Source organism: Streptomyces sp. NPDC043738 (genome assembly GCF_056436545.1).
In genome coordinates, this window is the sequence record NZ_JBWKCJ010000006.1 from 1 (window position 1) to 17,540 (window position 17,540).

The 17,540-nt window shown below is 70.8% G+C and carries 10 protein-coding genes and 1 rRNA gene; 1 reads left to right on the plus strand and 10 read right to left on the minus strand.

The window, feature by feature from the left end:
- Positions 1 to 151 precede the first annotated feature (151 nt).
- Positions 152 to 268: ribosomal RNA gene (rrf, locus tag AC0680_RS10745) — 5S ribosomal RNA — on the plus strand.
- A 767-nt stretch (positions 269 to 1,035) separates the two neighbouring features.
- Here rrf and AC0680_RS10750 read toward each other — a convergent pair.
- The 10 genes from AC0680_RS10750 to AC0680_RS10795 all read right to left on the minus strand — a co-directional run bounded on the left by AC0680_RS10750 (position 1,036) and on the right by AC0680_RS10795 (position 17,520).
- The gene (locus AC0680_RS10750; RefSeq protein WP_478626732.1) at positions 1,036 to 2,127 is read right to left on the minus strand and encodes a hypothetical protein; all 1,092 of its coding nucleotides are present in this window, start codon (positions 2,125 to 2,127) and stop codon (positions 1,036 to 1,038) included.
- Positions 2,124 to 4,118 (minus strand): hypothetical protein, encoded by a 1,995-nt coding sequence (locus AC0680_RS10755; RefSeq protein ID WP_478626735.1) that lies wholly within the window; start codon positions 4,116 to 4,118, stop codon positions 2,124 to 2,126. Before AC0680_RS10755 ends, AC0680_RS10750 begins: the two co-directional genes overlap by 4 nt.
- Entirely contained in the window at positions 4,115 to 4,870 is a 756-nt protein-coding gene (locus AC0680_RS10760) for a toll/interleukin-1 receptor domain-containing protein (protein WP_478626737.1), read from the minus strand. The genes AC0680_RS10755 and AC0680_RS10760 overlap by 4 nt, the downstream gene beginning before the upstream one ends.
- Before the next feature lie 13 nt (positions 4,871 to 4,883).
- Positions 4,884 to 5,903, minus strand: a complete 1,020-nt coding sequence (locus AC0680_RS10765) for a transcriptional regulator (RefSeq protein ID WP_478626740.1) — start codon at positions 5,901 to 5,903, stop codon at positions 4,884 to 4,886.
- Positions 5,843 to 6,340, minus strand: coding sequence for a helix-turn-helix domain-containing protein (locus tag AC0680_RS10770; RefSeq protein ID WP_478626743.1), 498 nt, complete (start codon positions 6,338 to 6,340; stop codon positions 5,843 to 5,845). The genes AC0680_RS10765 and AC0680_RS10770 overlap by 61 nt, the downstream gene beginning before the upstream one ends.
- A gap of 263 nt (positions 6,341 to 6,603) precedes the next feature.
- Positions 6,604 to 7,983 (minus strand): helix-turn-helix transcriptional regulator, encoded by a 1,380-nt coding sequence (locus tag AC0680_RS10775; protein WP_478626746.1) that lies wholly within the window; start codon positions 7,981 to 7,983, stop codon positions 6,604 to 6,606.
- Between the two features lie 668 nt (positions 7,984 to 8,651).
- Positions 8,652 to 9,452 (minus strand): oxidoreductase, encoded by an 801-nt coding sequence (locus AC0680_RS10780; RefSeq protein ID WP_478626748.1) that lies wholly within the window; start codon positions 9,450 to 9,452, stop codon positions 8,652 to 8,654.
- A 73-nt stretch (positions 9,453 to 9,525) separates the two neighbouring features.
- Positions 9,526 to 9,990, minus strand: a complete 465-nt coding sequence (locus tag AC0680_RS10785) for a nuclear transport factor 2 family protein (RefSeq protein WP_478626750.1) — start codon at positions 9,988 to 9,990, stop codon at positions 9,526 to 9,528.
- Between the two features lie 58 nt (positions 9,991 to 10,048).
- On the minus strand, positions 10,049 to 11,269 hold the full coding sequence (locus AC0680_RS10790; protein WP_478626753.1) for a cytochrome P450: 1,221 nt from the start codon (positions 11,267 to 11,269) through the stop codon (positions 10,049 to 10,051).
- Between the two features lie 56 nt (positions 11,270 to 11,325).
- Positions 11,326 to 17,520 (minus strand): type I polyketide synthase, encoded by a 6,195-nt coding sequence (locus AC0680_RS10795; RefSeq protein ID WP_478626755.1) that lies wholly within the window; start codon positions 17,518 to 17,520, stop codon positions 11,326 to 11,328.
- Positions 17,521 to 17,540 lie beyond the last annotated feature (20 nt).

Genomic DNA, 17,540 nt, shown 5'->3' on the forward strand with positions numbered 1-17,540 from the left:
GGTTGATAGGCCAGATATGGAAGCGCCGTAAGGTGTGGAGTTGACTGGTACTAATAGGCCGAGGGCTTGTCCTCAGTTGCTCGCGTCCACTGTGTAGGTTCTGAAGTAACGACCGTTGAGTCATGCTCCGGTTGATTTAACTTCATAGTGTTTCGGTGGTCATAGCGTTAGGGAAACGCCCGGTTACATTCCGAACCCGGAAGCTAAGCCTTTCAGCGCCGATGGTACTGCAGGGGGGACCCTGTGGGAGAGTAGGACGCCGCCGAACTTTCTTTGTGGGAAAGCCCCGCACCGTTATGGTGCGGGGCTTTTCTGCGTTCCGAGTCCGTTCGCCCCCTTCCGAGTGCCGGTCGCTTGGGCCGCTCTACGGGTTCATCAGGGCGCAGGTGGCGTCCGCCCCTTCGCTAGGGTTCGGCTCCGTTGCGTATGCCTCTGCTACGCCGCCTTCTAAATTCCCCTGTCCCGTAAAGAGCCCTCCGTGAGGTCGACAAACGGGTGCTCGCAGAAGGCGCGCTGCTCGTCCTGGCCACCGCCTTCATGGTGGAGGCTGAGGTCCTCGAGGACTGGCTGGCGCAGGATGACAAGCGCCGCGGCCGGGCCACGTGGACCAACCACCGCATCAAGCCGATCTTGGGCCACCGAGGGCGGCGAATCCCTCGCCGATCTGGTTCGGCGGGTGCTCGATGAGCTGGAAGAGCCGGACAGGGACGAGCCGGCCGCGTTCGCACGCGACGGAGGAAAGTGCGGCGGGGCGTCCGTATGGGGCTCCCTCGGGAGCTAAGTGCGGAGAACGTCCCCATGGCCCGCCCTCGGCATCGCCTTCTTTGCCCAGCTCGCCAAGCCCCAGGCTCGGGGCCGGTTGCCGGAGCCGCCACACCGTGCCCCGTAGCGCTCGTTCGATGCTTCGAGAGGCTGACAGCCCGCCTGGCGGGCATCGAAAGGTGGCCGGACCGTCTGAGCTGGGGGGCGAGGGTAGATGCGAGTGGTGGCTCTGGACGTTGTGAGAACGGTCAACTCGCTGTCCATCGCCCTCTCCTAGACGAGTGGGGACCCGGATGTCTCGTCGGGCGCGTCAGTGTGGGGGTTCGGCCCCTCGCCTTCGTTCGGTGTGAAGGTCGCCGGCGGATCGAACCGGCGTAGCAGGCCCTCGGCTGTCTCGTGGCGGTTCTGCTGCTCGATGATGCCGGAGATCTGTTTGGCCAGCATCGCCCGCCGCACGTCTCCCTCTGTGAAGCCCATGGCGTCGAAGAAGCCAGAGAGATGATCCGCAGCCGTCCGCTCCTGCGGGGTGGCAGCGGGGTCCTCCTCCAGCGATTCCGGCGCGGCCGGTTCGCCGGGCTGCTGTGACACGACGTTGCGAAGTCGCTCGGGGATGTCGGTGTCATTGGCTGCGGACGTGAGCTGCGCGAGCAGAGGAAGGTCTGCCACGGTCTTCTCCACGTGCTCGTCGTGCTTGGCGAGCCACCAGACCACTGCACTGCCGGTGTCCTTCAGCACGTCCTCGCCCAGATACTGGCGCTTGCTCTGCTCGTACTTGCGTTGGTGCTCCCAGACCGCCTTGTCCTTGCGTACTCCGGCGAGTCTGTCCAGGCGTTCCTGGTCCTGCCCGAGCAGGGTGAGGTTGATGTTCTCCGCCATGGCCTGGAGGTGTCCTGTGGGGTCCAGGCACATACGGCTGAGGGCACCGCTGAGCTCGTGCTGAACGAGTGAGGCCTGACCCGGCTTCCGTTTCTCGGTGATGGCGCGGGCACGATTCAGGACTGCTTCGACGGCGAGCCCTGCCGGATTGAGGACAGGGGCGCCTCCGGGGGTCTCGGCGAGATACCACCGTACGGTCGCCGAGAAGACGAAGTCGTAGTCGTCCCAGAGGCTGGGCAGTGCCACTTGGCTGACGTGGTGTTCCGTGCGTTCCACGGGGGAGGCCGTGCGCTGTTCTTCGAAGCTGACCGGCACGGCGCCGCGGCGCCGCGAAGCGATCCGGAAGGCCGCTGCGGGGACAACGAGGAGGAGCACGGCCAGCGTCGGCCATGTCCACGTGGGCCACCGTTGCGTCAGGCCGACGATGGTCAACAGCAGGCCGCATAAGACGGTGAGGAAGACGGTCGTCGTCTTTCGTGCGGTCGTCATGGGTGGGTCCCCCTGGCTGATGCCGGCGGCGGGGCGGCAGGACCGAGGCCCTGGGCCACGCCGATCTTGTGGAGTAGTAGTTCGGTGGTCCCGACGGAACGCGCGGGGCCTCCCGGAGCGGTGCGCTCGGCTTCGCGGGCGCTCGCATACAGGGCGGCGAAGACCTCACCCCGCTTTTCCCCGCACCGCTCGGCCGCGCTGACGAGGATGTCCAGCAGAAGCTCACCGCGGTGACCGGTGCCGTCGGCCGCGCGGTGGAGCCAGCGCTCGGCGTGTGGCTGCCACGTTGCCCGCGGTATCTCGGCCAGTACCGTATGCCAGCAGACGGTCAGGGAGCGCTGAACACCGTTCTCCTCCACCAGCGCGCGGGAAGCGGTGGCGGCGTCCGTCAGCGGCACCGGATCGCAGGCTCGCAGGAAGATGCTGACGTCGTCCGGTGAGAGGTCGGATCGTGCCAGGCGGTCGAGCAGCCTGCGGCACAACCGGCGACTGCCGGCCACCAGGTCGCACAGCGCTTGGAGGGCCCGCGTGGTGTCGCGCTCACGACGGGCCAGGTAGTACAGCCTGAGCAGGGCCTGATCCGGGTGGCTGGCCGCAATGACATCGGCGCAGATCTGGACGAGTACCTGTGCGAGCTCTCCCCTCAGACGTCGGTAGGCACACCACTGATAGATCCGTTCGCGGAAGTCTCTGCCGTGAGCCGGATCATTGAGGCCACACGTGAGCGCATGGACAGCGGCTTCGAGCCGCGCCCTGCCGGTCGCCTCGGAACTCCATCCTTCGACGAGAGATGCCAGACCGTCCCCGCGCCCGGTCCGTAGATATTCACCGGCCATACGCGCCACCAGACCGTCACGAACGGCTGGGACGAGGTGCGGCTCGTTCAGATCCACGACTCTCGCAGCCCAAGTGCCGAGGTGTAGCCGTAGGTCAGGCATGTGGTCCCAGAAATGGGCGCGGACGGCGGAGTCGTAGTCCAATTCCGTGAACCGCACGTGTCCGCCCGGCCCGGTGACGGCTGAGATCTCCTTGAACCGCTCAGCGAGGTCCCTGTGCGCGAGCAGCGAGACCCCATCCGACGGGGAGTCGAGGGTGCGCAGTAAGAGCTGGGCCGCACAGTGGATGACGTCGGCGTGTGCCCCATGGAGCATGGAGACGGCGATCAGCAGTGCCCGCTGAGGCGCCTCGCGTAGTCCGGCCACGAGTGCGGCGACTTCCTTCCGCCGGTCGTTGCGTGCTCTCTTGGCCGTTGCGCACCACTGCGCGAAGCCTTCGTCCGGTCGAGCGGTCTCGCGGGCGCGGCGCACCAGGTCGGCGAAGTCCGCGATCTCCCGCATCGGCCTTTCGTGCAAGAACTCGCTGACGGCGACGTCGTCCTGGATGTACTGCTCGTACGGTACGCCGTGCATGCGGAGGTGCCGCCGGAAGACGTCCAGGCCGGGAGGCTGCTGGATCTCGACCCGGTAGTACTGGAGGTCCGGGTCGAGGATGCCTCCCTGCGGCATGACGACGACAAGATGTGCGTGCTGTTCGTGGACGGCCTTGCGGAGGGCGGGGAGGCCGGCCCGTACCGCGGACCACTGGCGGTCGTCGGCGGCGGACAGGTCCAGCAGCAACTGGTCACCGGTTTCGACCAGGGCCGGAGCGTGGAGGGACAGTTCGTCTTCCTCGCCGGGCAGAAGTTCGTGGAAGACGCCGCTGTCCTGGTGATACTCGCGCAGGAGTACGCGGGCCGCAGAGGTCCGGCCGCTGCCCGGTGTGCCGTCCAGGATGACGGTGCCGGTGTCGGCGAGCTTGGAGCGGGCCTCGCCCATGTTGAGGGGTGCTACCAACACGCGCTGCAGCCAGCGGAGTTGGTCATCGGCGATCTGCCGGAAGGCCGGCTTGTCAGAGTCCTGTAATTGCTCACCGATGTTGACGTTGATATCGCCTGGGCCCGTGTGCGTAAAACCCCTGAGGTTCTCGATCCGTGTACTGCTGTGCTGGTTCACCGGCTGTCGTCCTCGCGTCGATCCGGCTCACCGAACCGATGCTGGATGGTGCCGTGATGGTCTCCCTCGAAGTACGTCATCCCGTTCCCCGAGATGTGCCGGTCGCCCGACACGTGGCGGGAGTTCTGGTAGATGTGGCCGTTTCCTGTGTGGACAGGGCCGTGGGAGCCCTTCACGACGGTGCCGCCGACGTCTCCGGTGAAGTCGCGGCTCTGTACGACTGTTCCGGTTACGTCCCTGACCGCATTGGTCACGGTGCCCGACGCGGGCGATGCGATATCGGCTTGGGTCAGGTCGCGTAGTCCTGGGACCATCTCGGCCACCACATCACCGATGCGCCCGACACCTGTCTCGGTGTCGTGGGTGTCGAACGGAATGGATTGGAGGTCGGCGAGCCGTGCCAGCTCTGGCGGCAGGTCGGCCTTGCTCAGCCGGTTCGTCTTCCGGCCGTCCAGGATCGGAACGACCGGAAGTTGGCACCTGAATGCCTCTTCGATCTCCCTGCGCACCCAGTCTTCCGGATCGTGCAGTCGTGTCCGGAAGTTCGTCCAGTCAGGTCCGACAATGGCCAGGAGGAGGGAGCTGTGTCGCAGCGTTCCCAGCAGGGCGTCGGGGTAGGCATCGCCGGGGGCGATGGACTTCGACGCACGGAAGATGTGCTCGCGGCCGAAGCGACGCGACAGCTCCTGGTCGATCAGGGCGGCGGTCTTTTCACCGTCGCCTGTACGGTAGTTGATGAAGACCTTGTTCATGGTGATGTCTCCCTCAGGAAGTGGACAAGCGCGATAACGTGCCGAGCCGCGGCCCCAGCCGACGTACCGAAGGGTGATCCGCATAGCGAGCCAGGACACGGGCGAGGCGCAGCAGATCGGTGGTGACGGTCGCTGAGCGCACTGTCGCCACGCCGTCGAGCAGCGGCGTCGTGAGCGCACATGCGTGGTCGATCTCGCCGGCCGAGGCATAGGCGAGCGCACGGCGTACGCCGTACCGCACCTGCGTGCGCACCGCGTCCGGGCCGACCAGGGCGAGCTGCCGGTCGAGCTCCTCGCTCGCTTCACGCGGCCGGCCGAGATCGACCAGGCACCAGCCGGTGACCATGCTGACCGGATCGGGAAGGTGCATGGTGCCGATAACCGGCTCGTCTGAACCGTCGTCGTGGCGAGCCAGGAGCGTTCGAGCACGCTCCAGAGCTTGCAGACAGGCATGGAGGTCGCCCGCGAGCGCGTGCCCTTGCGCTTCGCGTTGTGCGGCCAGCCCACGGATCCGTGGTGGCAGCGTTGCGCTCTGCGCACGACGGGCCAGGGCAATCGTCTGCTCGGCGTCGTCCCGGTACAGCGTGACCAAGGCCCTACGGACCAGTGCGTAGCCGGCCAGCGCCTGGTCACCGCCGGCGGCTGCCAGATCGACTGCGCGCTGCGTCCACCACAGTGCCGCACGTTCGTCGCCGGTCTCCTGCACCAGCCAGCCGACGTACTCGGCGTACCGGGAGCCGAGCGCCAGCAATTGCCGGCGGGTGCCGGAGTCGGCTTGAGCCGACAGCTCCCGCAGGGTGTGCGTCTGCGCGATCAGGACCGGAAGGAGCAGGCCGGGCTCCACGGCCTGGCCGAGTCTCCGGTAGTGCGTGAACAGCGATCGGGAGGCTTCCAGCATGCCGACACCCGCGGCCGGGGAGGCCGGCCCTGTTCCGTCCGACCGCCATGTCATCAGGGAGGCGACGCCGGCGCTCACCAGCTCTCGCCGGCCCATGGAGTGGAACCGGTTCGGGCCGTCCGGGGACAGCTGCATGATCCATTCCTCCTCGTGCCGGCAGCGGCCTGCGTGACCAGGGCGATCAGCGCACCGTCAGCCCCAAGGGCGGCGTCGCACAGCCGGACGAGGTCACGGCTGGGTGCCTTGAGACCTCGCTCGACTTTGCTCAACTGCGCCTTGCTGTAGTGCACGGCGCCGGACAAGGCCGTGAGGCTCAGTCCAGCCTCCAGACGCCGCTTCCTCAGCTCCTCGCCGAACTCGGTGGACGGCTGTGACACGGAATCCTCCAAAACCCGTCCGCCCAGGCCGAGGGGTTGCTGCACGAAAGAGTGCGGCAACCCCTCCCGGACGGACAAGGCGATCGATGCTGTTTCCCGTTTCCTTCTCCGATGGCAGGGCGCAGCATTCGTGGGATGGGAAGTTGTGCCGGTCACGTAGCCGGGCGAGCCAAGCTCCACCTGGGGGCACGTCACATGGCTCTGCGTCGGCGGGCCGATTTCATGTGGTGCGGTGTGGCTTCGCCCAGGCTGGGGCTACGGGGCGATCACGGGCGGCACGTCCGTAGGTGGGGTGTCAGCCGCATCTCGGGTTCCAGAGGCGGACTCAGCTGGAGCTGCTGGAGGCGAGCAGCTGCGGCTGTCCGGCAAGCCGAGAGGGGAACTGCGAGGCGGCCAGGCGCCGATAGCCGCTCCACTCGCTTGGACAAGGGGCGGGCTGTTCTGCGCCGGGGCAGCTGTCAGTTCGGGATGTCTCTCAGGAGCCTGAGGATTTTTGGGTGGTCGAAGGCGTTGCCGAGGGGGTCGGTGTGGGGGACCTGGTCGGGGTGTTGTTCGCTGAGTTCTCTTCGGATTTCGGTGAGGTGCTCTATTCGGGCCAGGTAGTCCGGGAGGAGGGTGTCGATGCGCTTTGCGGCTTCTTTTGGGTCGCTGGGCATCAGGGCGCGGACCAGGTGTTTGTATTCCTCGGGGGCTTCGAGGGGGGCGTGGCGGCGGGGGAGTTTCTTGATGACGGTGTACGGGTCGACTTCCTCGAAGGCCCAGGTTCCGTCGCTCTGCTCGGTGGCCCAGACGACGGTGCCCCGTTCGCGGGAGAGCGTGAGCTGGTGGCGCGGGCCCGCGAGGCGGCTGAGGAGGGGGAGCGGAATGGCGTGGGGGCCGGCCAGCTTGGCCGCGTCCCGCAGGGAGGGGACGGAGAAGTACGCGCCGGCGGTGGGGTGCGGCTGGGAGGCGCTGCTTGCCGGTGCCGTGTCGTAGGGGGTGCTCAGGGTCGCGTCGTCGGTGGGCTTCGGCTCGCATTCGTCCTTGAGCCAGGTGACGACGACCAGGCGGGAGTTGGGGAGGCCCGCCGGGTAGAGGACGTTGCTCACCACGTGGATGATCTCGTAGTCGTGCCGGGGCAGGGCCTGGAAGAAGTGGCGGCCCTCGCCGCTCTTGCGCACCTCGGAGCTCGCGTGCCACAGCCGTTCGCAGTCCGGGTCCTGGAGGATGTAGGCGAGCAGCTTTTGCAGTTCGGGGTTGTGGGGGTGCTCGGCGAGGGCGAAGCGGAGCTGTTCGAGGTAGATGGCGGCGTGGTGCTCCCAGTTGATGAACTGGCGGCGGGCTTCCTTGCTGCGCAGGGCCCAGCGCATCAGGTTCGCGCCCCGCTCCCGCACCCAGGGGTACCACTCGGCCATGGCGGTGTTGTAGCCGATGATGTCCCAGCTGAGGTCGCTGATGTAGGCCGGGCTGGGCATCTGCTGGTCGAGCAGGAGCTGCAGCAGGGTCGCCGCTTCGGAGCTGAGGGCGGGGATGGTGGTGGTGACGGCGCCGCCCAGGGCGTAGAGGTGGAGGGTCGTCTCCTGGTCGGGGCCGAGCATCAGTTCCCGGGCGAGCGCGTCGAGAATGGTCCGCTCCAGGCGGGGCGTGGCGCCGCCTTCGAGGTCGATGTACCAGCGCACGCTGCGGCCGATGGCCTGGGCCACCTCTTTCTGGGTGAGCGGCCTGCCGAGTCCCCGCTTCTCGCCGGCGGCCGCGCGCCAGGCCCGTAGCAGACCGGCCAGGCCCATGAGTTCGAGGGGAGTGAGCGCCGCTTCCCTGCCGCCCGAGGAGTCGTGGGGTATGGGCGCGGACTCGGGCATGCTCCTGTCCTCCGTAATTGGGAACGGGCCCCAGATCAGTGGGTGCGAAGTGGGGTCGGTAACCGCCTCCGCGGACTCGTTCTCCAGCGACGAATGCCAAGCCAACGCCTTCGAGGCGGGACAAGAGGTTGAAGCAAAAACCGGCCTGCCGGTCGGTAGATGCTCAATGGTGCGGGGGCGCAACACTTTGTACACCGTTTTGCCGCAGCTGTAAAAAATTGCACCCCGGGTGCATCAGTAGGAATCCTCACCTTCTGCCCGGTGGGGTGAGCAATTTCGGCCAGTGATGGCATGGGGGAGATTGCCGGTCATGATTTGGGAAAGTCCGCGGTGGGGTGTGGGTGGGGTGTGCTGGGGGTGGGGTGTGGGAACTGGGGCAAAGGGGGCAAGTGGGGGTGAGGGGGGCGGTTCGGTGGTCGGGTGCGGGGTGGAATCGTTGGCGGTGTGGGGGGTGGGGGTGGCGCCGGGAGGGGTGGAATCCGGCCTGTTGTTCGATCGGGGGGTGCTCAGCGGTTCGGGCCGGCGTCAGGAATGAGACGCCGGCCCGAACGGTCCGTCAGGGGGAGGGGATGTCTGGTAGGGGGAGAGGGGGTGGGGAGGGGGAGTTGCGGTTGGCGGCTGGGGCCGGGGCTGGGGTGGGTGGCTTGGGTTTGTGGTGGGGGTGGGGTCTACACCTGGGGGAGGGCGCCGGCGTCGATCACGTAGCCGGCGCCGGTGATGCGCTGGGCGCGGTCCGAGGCCAGGAAGGCCACGAGGTCGGCGACGTCGGTCGGCTCGGTGATGCCCGCCATCGGGGCGCCTTCGGCCTCGACGATCATGTGGACGACCGCCTCGCCGTCCTGGCCGGTGGCCCCCATGATGTTCTCCGCGACCATGTCCATGGCGGGTGTCTTGACCAGCCCGGGGAGCACGCTGTTGACGCGTACGTTGTGCGGGGCGACCTCGGTCGCCAGCCCCTTCGCGTAGTTGATGAGCGCCGCCTTCGCCGCCCCGTAGTGCAGCAGGGCGCCGGTCGGACGGCGGGCGACGGTCGAGGCCACCTCGATGATCACCCCGCTGCGGCGCTCGATCATCGACGGCAGGACGGCGCGGTCCAGCCGTACCGCGGCGAGGTAGTTCGTCATCAGTGCCTCGACCCAGTCCTCGTCGGGGATCGAGGCGGAGCCGCCGAAGTGCGGCATGCCGCCGCTGCTGGCGCCGCCCGCGTTGTTGACGAGTATGTCCACCCCGCCGAGCAGTTCGAAGGCGGCGTCGGCCAGGTGCTCGACGCCCTCCCGGGTGCTCACGTCGGCGGTGACCAGGTGTACCGAATCCGGAAGTCCCGGTGCCTCCTTGCGCGCCGAGGTCACCACGGTCGCGCCCTCCTCGACCAGGCGCTGAACGATCGCCAGGCCGATTCCGCGGGTGCCGCCCGTGACGAGTGCGCGCTTTCCCCGCAGGCCTGCCGAATTGCTGTTCCCCTGGGCCATGATGTGCTCCTGTCTTCGTCAGCGGTGGTGGTGATGAATGGGCCGGTGGGCTGCGGGCGCGGGCTCGGCGCCGTCAGTTCGCTGCCTTTGCCTTTTGCCGTTCCGCGGCGATATCCGCGATGTTCTTGTTTCCTTCCGCCCAGAGAATCGACATCGCCAGCTCGTCGATCTTCCAGCTGTCGCCGGAACGCACGAGATGGAAGCGGTAGGTTCCGCCGATGCGCCACAAAGGGGAGCCGAGCGGGTTTTCCAGCCGGTGGGTCGCCTGGAAGGAGGCGGTGCATTCCGCGGTGTCGCCGTCCAGGGTCACCAGATGATTGGTCATCAGGTGCTGGGAGGCGTCGTAGCCGCCGAGCACCGCGACCCAGGAATCGATGAGTTCCGTGGCCGTCAGCGTGACCGGCGTTCCGCCGAGCAGGCTGGTGTAGTCCAGGAGAACCTTGTGGGTGAACAAGGCGGTGGCCTTGTCCCATTCGTGGCGGTCGGTGTGCCAGCCCATGCGATCGCAGGTCTCGATGATCGCGTAACGGTCGTCCATATGTACGTCCTAATCGGGGAGGGGAGGCGGGTGGGCGGGTGGCTCCAGCGGGTGGCCCCTACCAGGTGACGGGGAGGTCGTGCAGGCCCTCCAGCGTCATGCCGACCTTCATGGAGACCTGGTCCATCGGGACGGCCAGCCGGAGCGTGGGAATCCGCTTGAACAGGGTGCCGAAGAGGATCTCCAGCTCGGCCCTGGCCAGGTTCTCGCCCAGGCACCGGTGGGGGCCGTGGCCGAATGCCAGGTGACCCTGGGTGGAGCGGCGGATGTCGAAGGTGTCGGGGTCCTCGAAGGCGCTGGGGTCGCGGTTGGCCGCGGCGGTCGAGAGGATGACGCCGTCGCCCTCCTTGATCACCTGCCCGGCCACCTCCACGTCGGTGGTGGCGACGCGCAGCGTGGTCAGGTCGGCGATGGACAAGAAGCGCATCAGCTCCTCCACCGCGCCGGGCAGCAGCTCGGGGTCCTCGCGCAGCATCGCCAGCTGGTCCGGGTGCTCCAGCAGCGTCAGGGTGCCCAGACCGATCATGCTCGTGGTCGTCTCCTGACCGCCGATCAGCAGGGCGACCATGAGCTTCGACACCTCGATCGACGTCAGCTCACCGGTGTTCAGCCGCTCCGTGATGAGCGTGCTGAGCAGGTCGTCGCCCAGGTTGGTCTGCTTGGCCTGTACGACCTTGACCAGGTAGTCCAGCAGCTCCCGGCCGGCCTCGACGGCCTTCTCCAGGTCGGGTGCCTGCATGATGCCCTGGGCGTGCACCTCGAAGAGCTCGTGCTCCTCGTAGGAGATGCCGAGCATCTTGCAGATCACCCGTGACGGCAGCGGGCGACCCAGCACCGAGACCAGGTCGACCGGCCCCCCGTGCCGCAGCAGTTCGTCGATGAGCTCGTCGGCGACCTGCTGGATCATCGGCCGGAGCCGCTCCACCTGCTTGGCGGTGAAGCGCGGCAGCAGCATGCGCCGACGGGACTTGTGCGGCTCCCCGTCCAGGCCGAACAGCTCCTGGGTGAACTCGGGGAAGTTCTTCTCCCGTTCGGCCAGGATCGGGAAGGCCGGGTTGTCGTGGTCGGAGGAGAAGAGCTTGGCGTCGGCGAACATCTCGCGCGTCTCCTTGTGCTGGGTCACCAGCCACGCGGTCCGGCCGTCGTACAGCCGCACCTGGGAGAGCGGGCCCTCCTCGGCGAGCTCGGTGTACTCCGTCGGCGGGTGGTAGGGGCAGCCCCGCCGCATCGGGTACTCGTGCAGTTCCTCGCCGGTCGTCGCCGTCGATGTCTCGGTCATTTCGGTCCTCTTTCGTTCGGAGTTGACGGAGCGTGGGTCTCCCGGGCCGCGGTCTGTCACGGGCCGGGACGGTGGGAGGGGGCGGTGAGCCAGGCGTGCACCGACCGCGCGACCGCTTCGGCGTCGTCCTCCACGATCGTGAAGTGGTCGCCGGGTACGGGCTCGACGGCCATGGGGAACGCCAGGGCGCGCTCCGTGGGGTCGGGCGCCGCCGCCGTGTCGCCGTCGGCGGGCATCGGGTCGGTGGCCTGGATCATGACGGTGGGCGCCTGGGTGGCAGCCGGCGTGAAGTCGGCGAACATCCGCAGATACGCGCCCATCGCGGTCCAGCGGACATGGTCGATCCGGCCGAAGGTGTCCTCCCGGTCGAACATGCCCCGGGTCAGCGCCGGCTGGACCAGCGGCAGGTTGTCGTCGACGAAGTAGGTGTCCAGCAGCACCACGGCCGACGGGCCGCGGCCGCGCCGCTCCAGACATCCCGCCACGGCGTTGGCGAGCCAGCCGCCGGAGGAGTATCCGGCCAGGGCGTACGGGGCGTCGCCCGCACAGCGCAGCACCGCATCGGCCTGGGTCTCCACCATGGTGTCGAAGTCGGCGGGCAGCAGCTCGCCCGCCACGAAGCCCGGCACCGGCAGCACCGACACCTCCCGGAGCCCGTCGAGAGCCGAGGCGAAGCGCGCGTACTGCAGCGGGCTCGACGACGCCCCGACGCTGGGGAAGCAGATCAGGGCGGGCCGTTCGGGGCCCTCGGACAACCGGAGCGGTTCCGCGGCGGCGGCGCCCTCCTGGCCGGCCGTGAACGTCGGCCGCAGCCTGGAGGCGGCTGCCAGGAACTCGTTCGCCTCGCCGATCCTGTCCTCCTCGCAGGCCTGCCGGTACAGGGCGTCGATGGTGTCCTCCGGCTGGGTGCCGCCGGCCTGACCGGGCCGGGCGGCGCCGAGCAGCTCGCCCAGCCGTGCGGCGAGCGCCGCCGGCGTGCCGCTGTCGAAGACCACCGTGGCGGGCAGCCGCAGGCCGGTCGCCTCGCCGAGCGCGTTGCGCAGTTCCACCGCGGTCAGCGAGTCGAACCCCGACTCCAGGAACGGCCGGGAGTCGTCGAACTCCTCCGCCGCGGTGTGCCCCAGCACGCCGGCCGCGCGCGCCCGCACCAACTCGCGCAGCGCCGCCGCCCGTTCCTCCTCGCCGAGTTCGGTCAGCGGCCGGGCCGCCGGGGCCGGCTGTGGACGCTCGGCGGGGAGCAGTCCGCGCAGCGCGGCCGGCACGCCCGCCCGGCCCGCCGTGCCGCGCAGCACCGCGGTGTCCAGGCGCATCGGGACGAGCAGCGGGTCGTCGCCGGCCCAGGCCGCGTCGAACAGGGCCAGGGCCTCCGCGGAGGTCAGCGCGACCACGCCGGTGCGCGCGAGCCGGGCCAGGCCGTCGCGGTCCAGCGTGCCGGTCATACCGCCCCCCTGCTGCTCCCACGGTCCCCAGGCCAGCGAGACCGCGGGCAGCCCCTGGGCGGCCCGGTGCTGCGCCAGCGCGTCGAGGAAGGCGTTCGCCGCGGCGTAGTTCCCCTGGCCCGCGGCGCCCAGGACGCCGGCCGCCGAGGAGAACAGCACGAACGCCGACAGGCCGGCGTCGCGGGTCAGTTCGTGCAGGTGCGCCGCCGCGTCCATCTTGGCCCGCAGCACCGCGTCCACCCGCTCCGGCGTCAGCGAGGTGAGCACGCCGTCGTCGATCACGCCGGCGGTGTGCACCACGGCGGACAGCGGGTGCGCGGCGGGGACGCCCGCCAGCAGCCCGGCCAGCGCGTCCCGGTCGGCCACGTCGCACGCGGCGACGGTGACCTGGGCACCGAGCCCGGCCAGTTCGGCGGCCAGCTCCGCGGCGCCGTCGGCCGCCCGGCCGCGGCGGCTCGCCAGGACCAGGTGCCGCACGCCGTGCCGTTCGGCCAGCCATCGGGCGACCTGGGCACCGAGGCCTCCGGTGCCGCCGGTCACCAGGACGGTGCCGTCGGGGTCCAAGGCGAGGTCCTGCCGCCCGCCGGGCACCGCCACCCGGGCGAGCCGGGGGACGAGGAGAGCGCCGGCGCGGATCGCCAGCTGGGGTTCGCCGGTGCCGAGCGCCGCGGCCAGTGCGCGCCGCGACGCCTCCTCCCCGTCGGTGTCGATCAGCACGAACCGGTCCGGGTTCTCGGTCTGCGCGGAGCGGATCAGGCCCCACACGGGCGCCTGGGCCAGTGCCGGGCCGTCCTCGCCGGGGCCGGTGGCCACCGCGCCCCGGGTCACGAACGCCAGCCGGGTTCCGGCGAAGCGCGGGTCGGCCAGCCACGACTGGGCCGCCGCCAGCGCCTCGTGGACGGCGCCGCGGCCCGCCGCCGCGGCGTCCACGCCGTCGGCGGGCGCGCCGACGGCCAGCATGACCGCGTCCGGTACCGGCGCGCCCGCGGCGACCGCCTCGCCCAGCTCCGCCAGACCGGTGGCGCGGACGACCTGGATGCCGGCGGACGCAAGGCCCGCGGCCGGCTCGGTGCCGTCCGCGCCCACCACGGCGCACGTCCGCACCGGCGCCGCTTCGGACACCCCGGCCCGGGGCCAGTCGACGCGGAAGAGCGCATCGCGCCGGACGCCGCCCGCGGCCCGGATCTGCTCGCGGGTGACCGGCCGCAGGACCAGGGACCGCACCGAGGCCACCGGCCGGCCGTCCTCGTCCGCGGCCGCCACCGCCACGCTGTCGGGCCCGGCCGGCGCGAGCCTGACGCGCAGGGCCGAAGCCCCGGTGCGGTGCAGGGCCACGCCGTTCCAGGAGAACGGCACCCGGGCCCCGCCCCCGCCCTCGATCAGGCCGCCCAGGCCGATGCCGTGCAGCGCGGCGTCCAGCAGCGCGGGGTGCACGCCGAAGTCGCCGGCCCCGCCCGTGCCCTGTGGCGGCAGCGCCACTTCGGCGAACAGCTCCGTGCCGCGTCGCCAGGCGGCCCCAAGGCCCCGGAACACCGGGCCGTACCCCAGGCCCGCGGCGGCGAGATCGTCGTAGAGGTCCGACACCGCGACCTCGGTGGCGCCTTCGGGGGGCCACACCGCGAGCCGCTCGGGCTCCTGGCCGGCCGGGGCGGCAAGGACGCCGGTGGCGTGCCGGGTCGGCTCCTCCTGCGGTGGTGCGTCCTCGGGCCGGGAGTGGACGCTCACCGGACGGCGCCCCGAGTCGTCCGCGGCGCCGACGAGGACCTGGACGTGCACGGCGCCGTGCTCCGCCAGTACCAGCGGCGCCTCCAGGGTGAGTTCCTCGACCTCGGGCAGTCCGGTCTCCCGGCCGGCGGCCAGGGCCAGGTCCACCAGCGCGGTGCCGGGCAGCAGCGGGGTGCCGAGCACCGTGTGGTCGGCGAGCCAGGGGTGGTCCGCCGACGACAGCCGGCCGGTGAGGAGCGTGGCGTCGCCCGTCGGCAGGTCGATGGCGCCGCCGAGCACCGCATGGCCGACACCGCGCAGACCCGCCAGGTGCGCCTGCCCCGCGCCCGGTCCCTCCTGCTCCGCGTCGAGCCAGAAGCGCCGGCGCTGGAACGGATAGGTCGGCAGGTCGACCGGCCGGGCCCCGGTGCCCGAGAAGTACTTCGTCCAGTCCACCGGTGTGCCGTGGGCGTGCAGTCGGGACACCGCCGCGACCAGCGTCTCCTCCTCGGACCGGTCGGCCCGTGCGGTCGCGGCCAGTACCGCGGCGCCGTCGTCCGCGAGCGCGCTCTGGGCCATGGGCGTAAGGACGCCGTCCGGTCCCAGTTCCAGGAATCGGCCGGCGCCGCGGGCTTCGAGGGTGCGGACCGCGTCGAGGAAACGCACCGCCTCGCGTGCGTGGCGCACCCAGTAGCCGGGCGAACCCAGCTCCTGCGCCGTCGCCACGTCCCCGGTCAGGGTGGACACCAGCGGGATCCGCGGCGCCCGGAATTCCAACTCCGCGGCCACCGCGCGGAATTCGTCCAGCATCCCGTCCATGTGGGGGGAGTGGAAGGCGTGGCTCACCTGCAGCCGCCGGGTCTTGCGCCCGCGTGCGGCGAACCCGCGCGCGGTCTCCTCCACCGCGGCCTCGTCGCCGCTGAGGACGAGCGAGGACGGCCCGTTGACCGCCGCGACGGCGACCCTGCCGTGGAAGTCCTCCAGGAACGGCAGCACCTCCTCCTCGGTGGCCTGGACGGCCACCATCGCCCCGCCGGAGGGCATCCGCTGCATCAGCCGGCCCCGTTGCGCCACCAGGAGCGCGGCGTCGGGCAGGGACAGCACGCCGGCCACGTGCGCCGCGGCCAGCTCGCCGATCGAGTGGCCCGCGACGAAGTCCGGCCGCACGCCCCAGCGCTCCAGCAGCCGGAACAGCGCCACCTCGAAGGCGAACAGCGCCGGCTGGGCGTACGCGGTGTGGTCCAGCAGGCCCTCGGCGCCCGCGTCGCCGGCGACCACCTCCTTGAGCGGGCGGTCCAGATGGGCGTCCAGCTGCTCGTAGACCGTGTCCAGCGCGTCGGCGAACGCCGGGAACGCGGCGTACAGCTCCCGGCCCATCTCCCGGCGCTGGCTGCCCTGACCGGTGAACAGGAACGCGAGCGGGGACGTGCCGGACACGCCGCGTACCAGGCCGGGCGCGGCGCTGCCGTCGGCCAGGGCGCCGAGCGCCCGGCGCACCTCGTCGCGGTCCCGGGCCACCACGACCGCGCGGTGGTCGAGCGCCGGGCGCCGGCTCAGCGACCAGGCCGTGTCGACCGGCCGCTCGCCGGGCCGCTCGTCGAGGTGCGCCACCAGAGCGCGCGCCTGCGCCCGCAGCGCCTCGGCGCTCTTCGCCGACAGCAGCCAGGGCAGCACCACGCCGTCGTCGTCGAAGCCCTCCGCGGCCTCGCCGCCCGTCTCCTCCCGGGGTGCCTGCTCCAGGACGACGTGTGCGTTGGTGCCGCTGACCCCGAAGGACGACACGCCCGCCCGGCGCGGCCCGGTGCCCTCGGGCCAGGCGCGTTGCCGGGTCAGCAGCTCGACGCCGCCGGCCGACCACTCCACGTGCGGCGTCGGTTCGTCGATGTGCAGACTCGCCGGCAGCACGCCCTGCCGCATCGCCATCACGATCTTGATCACTCCGGCGACGCCGGCGGCGGCCTGGGTGTGCCCGATGTTGGACTTCACCGAACCCAGCCACAGCGGGCGGTCCGCGGGGCGGTCCTGGCCGTACGTCGCAAGCAGGGCCTGTGCCTCGATCGGGTCGCCGAGGCGGGTGCCGGTCCCGTGCGCCTCGACGGCGTCCACCTCGGACGGCGACAGCCGGGCCTGGGCCAGCGCCTGACGGATCACCCGCTGCTGCGAGGGGCCGTTCGGCGCGGTCAGCCCGCTGCTGGCACCGTCCTGGTTGACGGCGGAGCCGCGGATGACGGCCAGCACCGGGTGGCCGTTCGCCTGCGCGTCCGACAGCCGCTCCAGCACCAGGACGCCGGCGCCCTCGCCCCAGCCGGTGCCGTCGGCGGCCGCGGCGAAGGACTTGCACCGGCCGTCGGAGGCCAGCCCGCCCTGGCGGCTGAACTCCACGAACACGCCCGGGGTGGACATCACCGTCACCCCGCCCGCCAGGGCCAGGGAGCACTCCCCGGAGCGCAGCGCGCTGCTCGCCAGGTGCAGCGCCACCAGCGACGACGAGCACGCGGTGTCCACCGTCACCGCGGGCCCCTCCAGCCCGAACGTGTACGACAGGCGGCCGGAGGCGACGCTGCCGGCGCTGCCGTTGCCGAGGTAGCCCTCCAGCGCCTCCGGGGCGTGGGTGAAGCGGCCGCCGTAGTCGCTGTACATCACGCCGAGGAAGACGCCGGTCCGGCTGCCGCGCAGGGAGTCCGGGGCGATCCGCGCCCGCTCCAGGACCTCCCAGGTCAGCTCCAGCATCAGGCGCTGCTGCGGGTCCATCGCCAGCGCCTCGCGCGGACTGATCCCGAAGAACTCCGGGTCGAACTCCGCGGAGTCGTACAGGAACCCGCCCACCCCGGCGTGCGACCTGCCCGGCCCGTCGGCGTCGGGGTCCAGCAGCCGGTCGAGGTCCCAGCCCCGGTCGGTCGGCAGCCCGGAGAGGGTGTCGCGGCCGTCGGCGACCAGCCGCCACAGGTCCTCGGGGCTGGTGGCGCCGCCGGGGAACCGGCAGGCCATGGAGACCACGGCGATCGGCTCCCGGGCCCGGGCCTCCACCTCGTCCAGGCGCTGCCGCGTCTGCTGCCCCTCCGCGATCGCCCGCTTGAGGTATGCGCGGAGCTTGTTCTCATCCGCCATGCGTTCCCCACCTTCCCGAC